Below are 13,164 nucleotides of genomic sequence, written 5' to 3'. Positions count from 1 at the left end.
ATCTCGGCAGAGGCAAAAAAATGGTCTCTGCCGTTTGGCTTACCGACACGCTAGAATGGAGATTCTATGGTCAGCTCTATTCGGTTCTCGATCCAATGCCTCTAAGTCCTCTGCAAGCACGCATTGCGCGTGACATTGTTTCTCACGTACGTCGTGAGCGCTTCGATATAGGACACCATCTGGTCGAGTCACAGCTGGCCGCAACGCTTAACGTTTCACGTACGCCGGTCAAGTTTGCCATGGGCCATCTGGTCGAAAAGGGCATGCTCACATACGACCGAAACCGAGGCTTTTTTCTTGCCCGTTCCAGCGACGACCTTGTAGACCTCGTCTCGGAAGTCATGGAGAGCAGTGACGATCCGCTCTACCTGAAATTTGCCGAATTACGTCTTAGCCGACAGCTTCCCGAGCTGTTTACCGAGATTGAATTCATGCGCCAGTTTGATGTGTCGCGAGCCGCACTGAGGGCCGTTCTTTCACGCATCCAGCAAGAGGGGTGGATTGAACAACGTGCCGGCCAAGGATGGCGGCTTCTGCCCATGATCGATTCCGTGGAGGCGTATGAAGAAAGCTATTCATTCCGCGCCACAATCGAACCCTCAGGCCTGCTATCACCGACATTCCAAATTGATCGTGAGACGCTTGCTACCTGTCGAAAACAGCAGGAGTTCATCGCCAACGGCGGTTACTTGACCATGACTCCCCAAGAGCTGTTTGAGGCAAACTCGCTGTTCCACGAGACCCTAGCGGCATGCTCCGGCAATCGTTTTCTGCAGCAAACAGTCCGCCGCCTCGACCAACTGCGTCGATTGGTAGAGTACCGGCAAGCCAGTACACGAGCCCCGCGTAAAGGCCAAGCAGAAGAACATCTCGCTATTCTCGACTGCCTGGAGCGAGGGGATCGGTTGGCTGCAGCAGACCAGATGCGCAAACACCTGGAACAAGCCCGACGTAAAAAAGTAGACCCCGTGCTGTTCGAATAACCCCTCCGCACTCCTGATTTTTCTGCCAAGCGCGACCTTACGGGTCGCGCTCGCACCCTCCTGCCCGCGTTTTACCTGGCGCTAGCATTACGCTAATCGTCGGTTTCATCTCCACAGAAAAAATTCACGATTGACTTATATCGCTATAAAGTTCATTTTGAATTTAAGCAAAGCGAGCAATGGCTAACGTGTCCGCCTGAACACAACCCACTAGCCAATGCGCCGACCAAGCAACCACCACAAACACAATAATGGTGACCACATGTCGTACCGTAGAGGCTGGATAGCCGTCTTCCTGTTTTCATTGGCCATGATCAACTACATGGATCGGATCGCCCTATCCATTGCGGCCAAACCTATCGCTGAGGAATTTCACCTGACGTCCGTAGGAATGGGCTACCTGTTCTCATCCTTCATCTGGAGCTATGCCCTGTTCCTAATTCCTGTCGGGTTACTGATCGACAAATTTGGGGTCAAGCGCGTGGGTGGGCTCGGTATCTTCATTTGGTCGCTGGCCACAACGCTAACCGGTGCAGCTTCAAGTTTCGCTAGCCTGCTGACAGCACGATTGGTTATGGGCGCAGGCGAATCGGTGAGTAATCCTGTCGGGGCCAAAGTCATTCGCGAATGGATACCCAGCACTGAGCGCGGAACGATCACCGCTATTTTCAACAGTGGGTCATATGCCGGCCCGGCCATTTGCTCATTGGTACTGGCGGCACTCGTCGCGGCCTTCGGTTGGCGGATGTCCTTCGTCATTGCCGGGAGCGTCGGTTTTGTGTGGCTGCTTGCGTGGTACTTCTTTTACGGAAAGCCTGAACAGGTTTCTTGGCTGAGCGAGAAAGAGCGCAATTTAATCGTTGAGACCCGCACGGAAAAAGGCAACAAAGACGCAGATTCCAGAACTTTCGGTCTCAAGCAATTGCTGAAGACCCCGACACTGTGGGGCTTGGCATTGGCTCAAGGGTGCAACGTCTACACCCAATATCTGTTTTTGACCTGGCTGCCTAGCTATCTTCAGGATGTCCGGCATTTGACGATAGCCAAAAGTGGTCTGTTCACTGCCATACCCTATGCAGTTGCTGTCGTCCTTTGCATCGGCATCGGTAAATTGAGTGATCAGTACTTGAAGCAGGGTAGCGGTGCAGCTTCCGGTAAACGCCGAAACGTTATCGCCCTGACCATGATGATTGCCAGCTACATTCTGCTGATACCTTTTGCAGAGGGAATCACTCAGCTTGTCGTAATCTTCTCACTCACACTGGCTGGAATCGCGTCGACAACATCCCTCAATTTTACGCTGCTTAATGACATGCTTCCGAGCTCTGGAGACGTTGGTAGAGCGATGGCATTTGTTGTGGTGGGAGGGAACATTTTTGGCATGCTGGCGCCAGTTGTTACCGGTTATGTGATCAGCGTCACCGGTAGCTACAACTGGGCATTTGGTATTGCCGGCGGACTTCTTGTAACGGGGGCTCTGGTAATCCTGGCTATGACAGGAAAGCCAATGATCCCAAAGGAGCGTCTATCTTCTTCAGTAGCAATAGCGGTGCAAGCATCATAAATATGAGCTTTTGTCATTACCTCTCCGACCTTACGCCGAAGCTGCACAATGCCTTCAACGTCATCACCACTACTCATGGTTCGCAGCTCCCTGAAACGCAGCTCTTAGCCGGTTTGGACGGTCACCCGATCCCTGAAGGCGGCAACCTCTAAGAGCCCTGGCCGCCCGGCTCGACCGATAGGCGATACCTACATTCGGGAGCTCTTGAAGAATGTTCTTCTGACTGTTTTCTATCGGTCGTGACCGGCAGCAACCGGCCAAAAGCGGTCATTGGTTAAGTGATACGTCTTTCCTGCTGCTTCAAACCTGTATCTAGAGTGATATCAGATAACCGGTAGAGATAAGGCCAGCAGGTGACAATGCCCTACCTTATCCAAAGTATTGCTGAACAATTGCCATACCCCTTAGCTGCGTCAATGCGCCAATACTAGCAGTTTGAGTGACTGGATTCGTATAACCTTGCTCCCACCATATTCGCCAAGTAATGCCGCTACTAGATCGAATGACAGCAGCCAGCTTATTGGCGCAACCGGCAGGAAGAAGCATTTCACCGTCTGGAGTGGGCAATATCCAATTTGAGGATTGTGAAGCGCACGGGATTCTGGAAACAAAAATATCAATCTTACTGGCAGGCCCATATTCATCAAACATTTGAGGGAGCTTCCTCAGAAACAGCTCCTCCGCATGGCCGCCACCTTGCTGCGACTTCTCGATAACACTTTGATCGCCGGGAACACTATGGCTACCCTGTATGAAAGGACCTCGTACAAGGTCGGCAGGCTGAACTCTTCGCTGCAATTTTAAGGTTGCTAATGTAACAGGCGCAACTCCTCCAACCCCAGTTTTTAATGGAGCGTCCAAATAACCCATACTTCCGAACGTACATATTGTACTGTCATCATCATCAAACCTTGATATCAAGTAAACATAACCGGGACTCTGGCGCGCATACGCGTCATGTGATCGTTTGTGGCGAATGAACTCAGGACTCATTACCAACGTCATGACTACCTCCTTGTAAAGCGTAAAATTCCAAACCCGAGCTGAATCAACGCCAGTATAGTAGGCCTTTTAAGCGACCGCCTTTGGCCGAAAGCGAGCGTTTGAGAATGCCCATTCCTGCTCCCCAATTCGCGAAACCGCAAGCAACTCCCGTTCCCTCGCCTGAAATTTTCTAGAAAATCCGGCCGCTTGTTTGCGCCAAACCTCGCGGCTCGGCTTGCCCTTGTCACTGACGAATCAGTGATCGGGTGTGAGAACCTGACCAAGTAGGCGCGAATCGCCGCGTTAAAGCCAGCATCTATCACACCACCCGCCGATCACCTCGCCGGTCCGCCCCCCCCGGAAGATACCCTGGTAAATGCCTATTCACTCCTGCAATCCGCCGCAGCCACCGCCTATGAAAACGCCGACAACCAGACCGGGGCAAACCGTAAGGTGGCGATGGGTGTGGTGCATCTGATCGAGATGGCGCAGGTGTGGATCGACGCCGTACTGGATAAACGGCCTGCCAGCATCGGTGACTGACAGCGCTCAGGGATGAACGGGAAGCAAGGCTTCCCGTTTCTTTTGCCGACATGTGTGATGTGACGCAGAGCGTCACGGGCTGCATTCCCACGCGGAGCGTGGGAACAATCGGCAAAGGCTTCCCGTTTCTTTTGCCGGCATCTGTGATGTGACGCAGAGCGTCACCGGCTGCATTCCCACGCAGAGCGTGGGAACGATCGGCAAAGGCTTCCCGTTCTTTTTGCCGGTATGTGTGAGGTGACGCAGAGCGTCACGGGCTGCATTCCCACGCAGAGCGTGGGAACGATCGGTAAAGGCTTCCCGTTTCTTTTGCCGACATCTGTGATGTGACGCAGAGCGTCACGGGCTGCATTCCCACGCGGAGCGTGGGAACGATCAGCGCAGCAAGCCAGGACTCAGTTGCTGGGCCGTTGCTTGGTCGCATCCAGCTCGGCCTTTTTGGCCGTGCTGAGTTCAGTGATTTTCGCCGACTTGGCGATCGCCATATCGAAGGTGTCCTGCATCTTGGCGATGGCGTCGGTCGCCGTACCCTTGAGCCCACCGTTGGCGGCCCAGTCGAAGTTCCAGACGCCGGACAGGTTGTCGGCCCCGGCCACGTCATGGGTTTCGATGGCGGTAAAAACGTCGGGGTGGCGCTCCATGTACTTGGCCGCTTCGGAGACGTTGGCGGGAACCTTGCCCGAGGTGTCGTTGGCCAGTTGAGAAAGCTCCTGCTTGGTGATCGCCGACTTGCCATTCTTGCGCATGTAGTCGGCAATGACCTGGCTGGACTTGGCCGTGTCCAGCGTGCTGTCAAACACGGAACTTGACGCTTTCGGACTGCTCGGCCCGCTACCAGCGGGTGATACGGTAGTAGACATCGGCGCTGCTCCCTCGATGGAATGACTGATATCGTCGCAATGACGATCACGAGTCACAGACGGTAGCATGGGCCAATGGCCACTCCTCGGCGCCTTCACAACAATTCACAACGTTTCTCATCCGCTGCCCCTGGCTCGTCACCAGACACAAAAAAAGCACCCGCAGGTGCTTTTCTTGTCAGCGCTATCAGCTCGCCAGACCCGCCGCCCGGGCCCGCGCCGTGTGCAGTTTCTTGTAGCTGTCGATCAGCCGCAGGTGCCGGTCGAGCCCTTCCAGTTTCATACTGGTCGGCGTCAGGCCATGGAAGCGCACACTGCCGTTCACCGAGCCGATCACCGCGTCCATCCGCTCGTTGCCGAACATGCGACGGAAGTTGGCTTCGTAGTCTTCCAGCTGCAGATCCTCGTCCAGGTGCATTTCCAGCACCGCGTTCACGGCCTGGTAAAACAGCCCGCGCTCGACGGTGTTGTCGTTGTACTGCAGGAAGGTTTCCACCAGCTCCTTCGCCTGGTCGTAATGCTGCAAGGCGAGATGGATCAGCAGCTTCAACTCCAGGATGGTCAACTGGCCCCAGGCGGTGTTGTCGTCGAACTCGATGCCGATCAGGGTGGTGATGTCGGTGTAGTCGTCCAGCTCGCTCTCTTCCAGCAGCCCGACCAGCGCTTGCAGGCCGTCATCGTCCAGGCTGTGCAGGTTGAGGATATCCTCGCGGAAGAACAGGGCCTTGTTGGTGTTGTCCCAGATCAGGTCGTCGACCGGATAGATCTCCGAATAGTCCGGTACCAGGATGCGGCAGGCGGTGGCCCCGAGGTCGTCGTACACCGCCATGTACACTTCCTTGCCCATCGCTTCGAGGATACCGAACAGCGTTGCGGCCTCTTCGGCATTGGAGTCTTCACCCTGGCCGGAGAAGTCCCATTCGACAAACTCGTAATCGGACCTGGCGCTGAAGAAGCGCCACGACACCACGCCGCTGGAGTCGATAAAGTGCTCGACGAAGTTGTTCGGCTCGGTCACCGCGTGGCCTTCGAAGGTCGGCTGCGGCAGATCGTTCAGGCCTTCGAAACTGCGGCCCTGGAGCAACTCGGTCAGACTGCGTTCCAGCGCCACCTCGAAGCTCGGATGCGCGCCGAACGAGGCAAATACACCGCCGGTCCGTGGGTTCATCAAGGTCACGCACATCACCGGGAACTCGCCACCCAGCGACGCATCCTTGACCAGCACCGGGAAGCCCTGCTCTTCCAGGCCCTGGATGCCGGCCAGGATGCCGGGGTACTTCGCCAGCACCTCCTGCGGCACATCCGGCAGGGCCATTTCACCTTCGAGGATTTCGCGTTTCACCGCCCGCTCGAAGATTTCCGACAGGCACTGCACCTGCGCTTCGGCCAGGGTATTGCCGGCACTCATGCCATTGCTGAGGAACAGGTTCTCGATCAGGTTGGACGGGAAGTACACCACTTCGCCGTCGGACTGGCGCACATAGGGCAGCGAGCAGATGCCGCGTTCGGTATTGCCGGAGTTGGTGTCGTACAGGTGCGAGCCGCGCAGTTCGCCATCGGGGTTGTAGATCTTCAGGCAGTACTCGTCGAGGATCTCGGTCGGCAGCGCGTCTTTACGACCGGGCTTGAACCAGCGCTCGTTCGGGTAGTGCACAAACGCCGCGTTGGCGATGTCTTCGCCCCAGAACTGATCGTTGTAGAAGAAGTTGCAGTTGAGCCGCTCGATAAACTCGCCCAGCGCCGACGCCAACGCGCCTTCCTTGGTCGAGCCCTTGCCATTGGTGAAGCACATCGGCGAATGGGCATCGCGGATATGCAGCGACCAGACGTTGGGCACGATATTGCGCCACGAAGCGATCTCGATCTTCATGCCCAGGTCCGCCAGGAGGCCGGACATGTTGGCGATGGTCTGTTCCAGCGGCAAGTCCTTGCCAGCGATGTAGGTCAGCGCTTCGGAATCGGAGTTGAGCATCAGCAACGCCTGGGCATCGGCGTCGAGGTTGTCCACTTCCTCGATCACGAACTCGGGGCCGGTCTGCACCACCTTTTTTACCGTGCAGCGGTCGATGGAACGCAGGATGCCCTGGCGATCCTTGGCCGAGATATCCGCCGGCAACTCGACCTGGATCTTGAAGATCTGGTTGTAGCGGTTTTCCGGATCGACGATGTTGTTCTGCGAGAGGCGGATGTTCTCGGTGGGAATATTGCGCGTCTGGCAGTACAGCTTGACGAAATAGGCGGCGCACAACGCCGAAGAAGCCAGGAAATAATCGAACGGACCCGGAGCCGAGCCGTCGCCCTTATAGCGGATAGGTTGATCGGCCACCACCGTGAAGTCATCGAACTTGGCTTCAAGTCGAAGGTTGTCGAGAAAATTAACCTTGATTTCCATGCGGGAATTACCACTATAACGAGCTAAATAATTTGGCCGGCATTATCCGGTTTTTCCACCAGAAGAGCACGCTGTCACGGCATCTCTCGCTCGTTTGCCGGCCTTTCCGGCTGTTTGCCCCCTCAATACCCGGTCATTTCCAGATACCCCACGCCCGTCTGGCTGCCGGTGAAACTGATCGGACCTTCCCAGTAGGGAAACGCGGTGCCCATCCAGGCATCGTCCCGCAATGGACGGGTGTCGATGCGCAACTGTTTGCCCGGGATCTCCAGTCGCCACTCCACCGGTAAACGGCGTCCGGCCACCTCGGCGATCCGTCCCGGCGTCAGGATGATCTCGTCGCCCCGCAATGCCTGGGCCTGGCCATCGGCACTGATCCAGGTGCCGGCGCGGTAGCGCTGACCGTCCGTCTGCCGGACCTGGAACAGCATGACTTTGGCACCATCGGCCAGGTGCAGGGAGAACCAGTCCCAGCCCGACTGGTCGGCGGCCAGCGGCTGGCTGCTCCATTCGCGGTCGAGCCAGGCCTGCCCCTTCACTCGGACTTCACGGCCGTCGACCTGCAGGCTGCCGCTCACCTGGAAATAGGGCTGGCTGTAGTACCACGACGCCTGTCCCTTGCCGGACTTGAGGCTGTAGCCGTGATCGCCCTGCAAGACCAATGGACGCTCGCTGCGCAGGTTCAGCCGGTAGGCGAAGTCACTGCCACGGGCCGTCATCTGCATATCGCCCAGGCCCTGGTTGGCCGGGGACAGAGCGTGAAACTGCCAGTCGTCGATCCAGGCCTTCAAGGGTTCGGCCTCCACCCCGGCGGTACCTACCCCGCCCCGGGCCAGAGCCTGGGCGTAGTGATGGCCGTGCTCGCTGGTCAGGGCCGCATGCCCCATCCACAAGGTCGGTTCGCTCCAGCCGGTCAGCTTGCCGGGCACCTGCAAGGCATTGCGGAACAGGGTCCATTGCACGCCGTAGGAATGGCCCTCGGCATCCTCGAGATTGGCGGTGACATACCACCACTCGATGCGGTAATCGCCGTGCGCCCCATGATCACGGGGAAACACCAGCGGTTGACCGGGCACCACCTGGGCATACCCGGCGGCGGTCGCACCGAGCCCGGCAAAGCCTTCGGACCCGGCCGGCGGTGCCTGATCGCAGGCCCCCAGCAACAGGCCGAACAACAGCGGCAACAGACCCCTAGCGTTCATTGGCAAAGGTCCTCAACAATTCCACCGGCCGCACCCGCAGCAGTTTCCACAGGGGCCAGGCGGCAGCGACCAGGGTCACCAGCAGCGCCAGCACCGACAGTTGCAGCAACTGCCAGGGAAAGACCTGCATCGGCAGGCGCCAACCGAACGCCTGGACATTCACCACCGCCACCAGGCACCAGGCCAGCGCCAGCCCCAGGGGAATCGCCAGCAGCAAGGTGATCGAGGCCAGCAGCAGGGTCTGCCCCAGGCTCAGCAATAACAGTTGCCGGCGGGCGACACCCAACGCCCACAGCGGCGCCAGTTGCCCCAGGCGACTTTCGCTCAGGCTCAGCAGGCTGATGAACAACGCCACACCGGCCACGCCCAGGGTCAGGCTGTTGAGGGCCGCGGTCGCCGCGAAGGTGCGTTCGAAGACCTTGCCGGCGGCGTCCTTGAGTTCGCTCTGGTCGATCAGATGGGCCTCGTCGAAGTGGAAGGCCTGCTGCAACTCGCGCTTGAGCGGCGCCACGGCCTCGGGCTCTGCCAGCAAGCTGTAGCGACTCGGCCGCAGCCCCGGCCAATGGGCCTGCAACGCCCGGCCTTCGAGCAGCAGATGGCCCTTGGGGTTGCCATAATCGGCATACACGGCCAGCACCGGCAGCGACCAGTCGCCCCTCGGGGTCGGCAACACCAGGGGCTGGCCGAGCGCCAGCTTGAGGTGCCGCGCCAGTTGCTCGCTGATCATCACACCCTCGCCCGCCGCCCAACGCTGCCAGGCATCGTCACGCGCCTCCAGCAAAGGCCAGTGCTGGCGATAAATGGGCACATCGGGTATCCCGCGCACCTGGGTCGGCCAGCCCTGCAGGCTGATCTCGACGTCCCAGCCGGGCAGCAGCGCCTGGACGTCGCGACGCTCGGCCAGCCAGCGCTCCAGTTGCGCGTCCTGCTCGGGACCTTGCGGGGTGATATACAACTGCGCGGCCAAACGCTGGTCGAGCCAGTTGGTGAAGGTCTGGCGAAACCCCGAGGTCATGCTGCCCACGCCGATGTTCGCGGCCAAGGCCAGCAGCAACGCCATCAGCGCCAGGCTCAGGGCCGGCAATTGCTGGCGGCTGTCGGCGACAAACCACTGGCTCAAGGGCCGGCGACAGGCCGGCAGCACGCTGCCGAGAATGGCATTCAGGCACACCGGCAGCAGCAAGGCCGCCGCCATCAACAACGCGGCCATCAGGACAAAGCCGCTGGCCAGGCTGTCACCCCAGGCAATACAGGCCAGCACCACCATTGCCAGCAACCCGGCCAGCCAGGCCTGCTGGCGCAGGCGCCGGGCCTGTGCCGACCGCCAGGCTTCGGCCTGGGCCAGCGCCAGCAACGGCAGGCGCGCGGCGCGCCAGACACTGCCGGCCCCCGCGAGCAAGGCACCGCCCAGGGACAGGCCCAGGCCCGCCAACCAGTCGCTCGGCGGCAGGTTCAGGCTGCCCGCCACTTCGGCGCCATAAAGGCCGCGCAGACTGGCCGCCACATCCGGCAACAACAGGCTCGCCAGGCCATAGCCACTGACCACGCCAAGCACACCGCCGACCAGGGCGAATCCCAGCAGTTCCACGGTCAAGGCACCGAGCAGGCAGCGGGCGCTGACGCCACACGAACGCAGGGTGCGCAGCAGGCCGCGACGCTGCTCCAGGGCCAGGCCGATAGCGCCGTGGACGATAAACAGCCCGACGATAAACGCCAGGAATCCCAGTGCGCTGAGATTGAGATGAAAGCTCTCGGTCAGGCGCGCCAGGTCACTTTCATCACCCGGCGCCTGCAACCGCAGGCGGCTCACCAGATCCGCCGGCAAGGCCGGTTCACCGCGAGCGAAATCCGTCGCCAGCAACAACTGCGAGAGTTGCTCCGGCGCCTTCAGTACCCGTTGCGCGGCACCGATATCCATCAGCAACAGGCCCGGCGGCAGTTGCGGCCGCAAGGCCAACGGCGGCAGTAACTGCCCCTCGGGATCACGGGGACGCTCGCCGACCTTCAAGCCCAGGCGCTGCAAGGTATCGGGCGCGACCCAGGTTTGTCCGGGCACGCCGATAAACGCCAGCAGCTGCCCGCTGTCCACCGCCTGACCGGCCAGGGTGCTGCCCTGGGGCAGGCTGACCGGATCGATGCCCAGCACCTGCAGGCGCTGGACATGCCCGGGATGGCGGGGATCGTCCAGCTCCAGCCGGCCTTGCAACAGCGGCGAAACCGGCCAGCCCGCCAAACGCAACCGGACAAACAACTGCTGCTCGAAGCGCCCGCCATCACGGCTGACCAGACGATAAGGCGCCGCCCCGCCGATCAACTGGCTGGCCCGCGCATAACTCTCCCGGGCCTGGCTGTTGAGGGCCTGCACGCCGGTCAGTAACGCCGTCGCCAGCCACAGTCCGGCCAGCACGCTGCACAACTGCACCCGATGGCGCCACCAGTGGCTGAGCAACGCGCGCAAGGCCCAATAGAAGCTCCTCATGCCCCCGACAGCTCGCTCAGGCGGCCGTTGTGCAGGCGCACCCGACGTTGCAGCCGGCTGGCCATGCGCTCGCTGTGGGTGACCATCAGCAGGCTGGTGCCGTTGTCGGCCAACAGATCCAGCAACAGCCCCAGCACTTCGTCGCTGGTGCTCTCGTCGAGGCTGCCGGTGGGTTCGTCGGCGAGTATCAGCGGTGGCTTCGCCGCCAACGCCCGTCCCAGGGCCACCCGCTGTTGCTGGCCGCCGGACAGTTGCTCGGGGTAACGGGACAGGGTCTGCGCCAGGCCGAGACGTTCCACCAGTTCGTCCTGCCAGCGCGGATCGTGCCGTCCGGCCAGACGCGCCTGGAAGGCCAGGTTGTCGGCCACGGTCAGGCTGGGAATCAGGTTGAACTGCTGGAAGATCAGGCCGATGTCGTGGCGCCGCCAGCTCGCCAGCTGGACTTCGTTCAACTGGCACAGATCGCGCCCGGCGATCTCGATCGCACCGGCATCGGCCCGATCCAGCCCGGCCACCAGGTGCAGCAAGGTGCTCTTGCCACTGCCGGACTCGCCCATCAGGGCCAGGCTCGCCCCCTGCTCCAGCTCCAGGTCGACGCCCTGCAGCACGGCCAACGGCCCCTGGGCGGTGGCGTAGGCTTTACTCAGCCCGCGAATACGCAACATCGATAACCTCACTCAAGACAAAGCCCGACCGGCGAATCGCCGGATCGGGCTTCACGATGACTGCCGTTATAGGCCAGTGCGGACGTTTTTGCACCGTCGATCAATCGGGGAAGTTGGCTTTCAGTGCCGCCAGGCCCCCGCTGTAGATGCCGTGGAACAGCGCCACCACTTCCTCTTCGCTGACCCCGACCGGGGTGAAGATACCGGCCCATTCGACAATGGCCGTCTGTGGGGTACTGCCCTCGCGGACCTGCAGGGTCGCCAGGTAGTCGGTAGCGGGGAACGGCGCCTGCTCGATGGAATAACTGTAGCGCCGGGCCCGGTTGTCGAAGGCTTCCAGGCGCTCGACCACAGTGCCGCCATCGGCGGTCTGCAGGGTCCGCACCCGCCCGCCTTCGCTCAAGCTGCTGCGGGGAATGAACGGCAGCCAGTCGGGCAGCGAATCGAAGCCGCCCATCAATTGCCAGACCTGCTCGGGTGTCGCGGGGATTTCAATCGTAACGGATGTTGCAGCCATGAAAATTCTCCGGAAAAACCTCAGATAGCCAGGCTATCGACAACACCACCGTCGACCCGCAGCGCGGCGCCGGTGGTGGCGGAAGACAGCGGTGACGCGAGGTACACGGCCAGGTTGGCCACTTCCTCGACATCCGCTGCCCGCTGGATGATAGAAGTCGGCCGGGCGGCCTTGACGAAAACGTCGGCCTCTTCCCGGGCACTGCGCCCCGACGCGGCGGTGGCGTCCTTGAGCATCTCTTCCAGGCCGTCGGTAAAGGTCGGCCCGGGGAGGATCGCGTTGACCGTCACGCCACTGCCCGCCAGGCGCTTGGCCAGGCCATGGGAGACGGCCAGGTTGGCGCTTTTGGTGACACCGTAGTTGATCATATCGGCGGGAGTGGCGATACCCGATTCGGAGGAGACGAACAGCACCCGTCCCCAGCCGCGCTTGACCATTGCCGGCGTGTAGTGCCGCGACAGGCGTACGCCGGAGATCACATTGACCTCATAGAAACGCGTCCATTCTTCATCCGGGGTGTCGAAGAAATCGACGTCGTTGAAGATCCCCAGGTTGTTGACCAGGATGTCGGCGTCCGGCTCGGCCCGGAACAGCGCCTCGGCGCCGGCGGCCGTGCCGAGGTCGGCGGCCAGGCCGCGGACCTTGGCCTCGGGATGCGCGGCGAGAATGACCGCGATGGCCTCGTCGACCTTGGCCTGCTGGCGGCCGACGATCACCACTGTCGCGCCGGCGCCCGCCAGGCCCTTGCCGATGCCCAGGCCGATACCGGCGGTGGAGCCGCTGACAATGGCGACCTTGTTGGAAAGATTGATCTGCATGAGAACCTCGATTGAATGAATAAAGCGGTATCAAGCCGGACACGGCCCCTGTAGGAGCCCGGCTTGCCGGCGAAGAGGCCCGTGAAACCGCTGCAAGCTTCACAGGTTACCGATCGTTCCCACGCTCCGCGTGGGCATGCCTCTAGGGACGCTCCGC

The 13,164-nt window shown here is 60.6% G+C and carries 11 protein-coding genes; 3 read left to right on the top strand and 8 right to left on the bottom strand.

Annotated features, from left to right (window positions below; genetic code table 11):
• The first annotated feature begins 20 nt into the window (after positions 1-20).
• On the top strand, positions 21-983 hold the full coding sequence (locus ACL9RJ_RS07570) for a GntR family transcriptional regulator (RefSeq protein WP_017127198.1): 963 nt from the start codon (positions 21-23) through the stop codon (positions 981-983).
• A 262-nt stretch (positions 984-1,245) separates the two neighbouring features.
• Complete coding sequence (locus ACL9RJ_RS07565; RefSeq protein ID WP_017127197.1) at positions 1,246-2,547, top strand: MFS transporter; 1,302 nt, start codon at positions 1,246-1,248, stop codon at positions 2,545-2,547.
• A gap of 369 nt (positions 2,548-2,916) precedes the next feature.
• Here the strand turns inward: ACL9RJ_RS07565 and ACL9RJ_RS07560 are convergent, their stop codons facing one another.
• Positions 2,917-3,552 carry a hypothetical protein gene (locus ACL9RJ_RS07560; RefSeq protein ID WP_083875383.1) on the bottom strand — a complete coding sequence of 212 codons (636 nt, stop codon included), beginning with the start codon at positions 3,550-3,552 and terminating at the stop codon, positions 2,917-2,919.
• Between the two features lie 273 nt (positions 3,553-3,825).
• Between ACL9RJ_RS07560 and ACL9RJ_RS07555 the strand changes: the two genes are divergently transcribed.
• On the top strand, positions 3,826-4,074 hold the full coding sequence (locus tag ACL9RJ_RS07555; RefSeq protein ID WP_420902252.1) for a DUF6124 family protein: 249 nt from the start codon (positions 3,826-3,828) through the stop codon (positions 4,072-4,074).
• A 395-nt stretch (positions 4,075-4,469) separates the two neighbouring features.
• Here the strand turns inward: ACL9RJ_RS07555 and ACL9RJ_RS07550 are convergent, their stop codons facing one another.
• The 7 genes from ACL9RJ_RS07550 to ACL9RJ_RS07520 all read right to left on the bottom strand — a co-directional run bounded on the left by ACL9RJ_RS07550 (position 4,470) and on the right by ACL9RJ_RS07520 (position 13,007).
• The gene (locus tag ACL9RJ_RS07550; protein ID WP_017127195.1) at positions 4,470-4,874 is read right to left on the bottom strand and encodes a hypothetical protein; all 405 of its coding nucleotides are present in this window, start codon (positions 4,872-4,874) and stop codon (positions 4,470-4,472) included.
• Between the two features lie 247 nt (positions 4,875-5,121).
• Positions 5,122-7,326: an OsmC domain/YcaO domain-containing protein gene (locus ACL9RJ_RS07545; RefSeq protein WP_422765085.1), complete on the bottom strand. Its 2,205-nt coding sequence runs from the start codon at positions 7,324-7,326 to the stop codon at positions 5,122-5,124.
• 122 nt (positions 7,327-7,448) lie between these two features.
• A complete protein-coding gene (locus ACL9RJ_RS07540; protein WP_177088032.1) occupies positions 7,449-8,528 on the bottom strand; it encodes a lipocalin-like domain-containing protein in 1,080 nt (359 codons plus the stop codon).
• Complete coding sequence (locus tag ACL9RJ_RS07535; RefSeq protein WP_422765084.1) at positions 8,518-11,007, bottom strand: FtsX-like permease family protein; 2,490 nt, start codon at positions 11,005-11,007, stop codon at positions 8,518-8,520. Before ACL9RJ_RS07535 ends, ACL9RJ_RS07540 begins: the two co-directional genes overlap by 11 nt.
• Positions 11,004-11,672, bottom strand: a complete 669-nt coding sequence (locus ACL9RJ_RS07530; protein ID WP_177088029.1) for an ABC transporter ATP-binding protein — start codon at positions 11,670-11,672, stop codon at positions 11,004-11,006. The genes ACL9RJ_RS07535 and ACL9RJ_RS07530 overlap by 4 nt, the downstream gene beginning before the upstream one ends.
• A 100-nt stretch (positions 11,673-11,772) precedes the next feature.
• A complete protein-coding gene (locus ACL9RJ_RS07525) occupies positions 11,773-12,189 on the bottom strand; it encodes an SRPBCC family protein (RefSeq protein WP_177088027.1) in 417 nt (138 codons plus the stop codon).
• 20 nt (positions 12,190-12,209) lie between these two features.
• Positions 12,210-13,007, bottom strand: coding sequence for an SDR family NAD(P)-dependent oxidoreductase (locus tag ACL9RJ_RS07520; protein ID WP_017127189.1), 798 nt, complete (start codon positions 13,005-13,007; stop codon positions 12,210-12,212).
• Positions 13,008-13,164 lie beyond the last annotated feature (157 nt).

It is taken from the genome of Pseudomonas sp. Mn2068 (assembly GCF_049319725.1).
GTDB classification, from domain to species: Bacteria; Pseudomonadota; Gammaproteobacteria; order Pseudomonadales; family Pseudomonadaceae; genus Aquipseudomonas; species Aquipseudomonas gingeri.
This window is presented reverse-complemented; position numbering and strand designations above follow the sequence as displayed.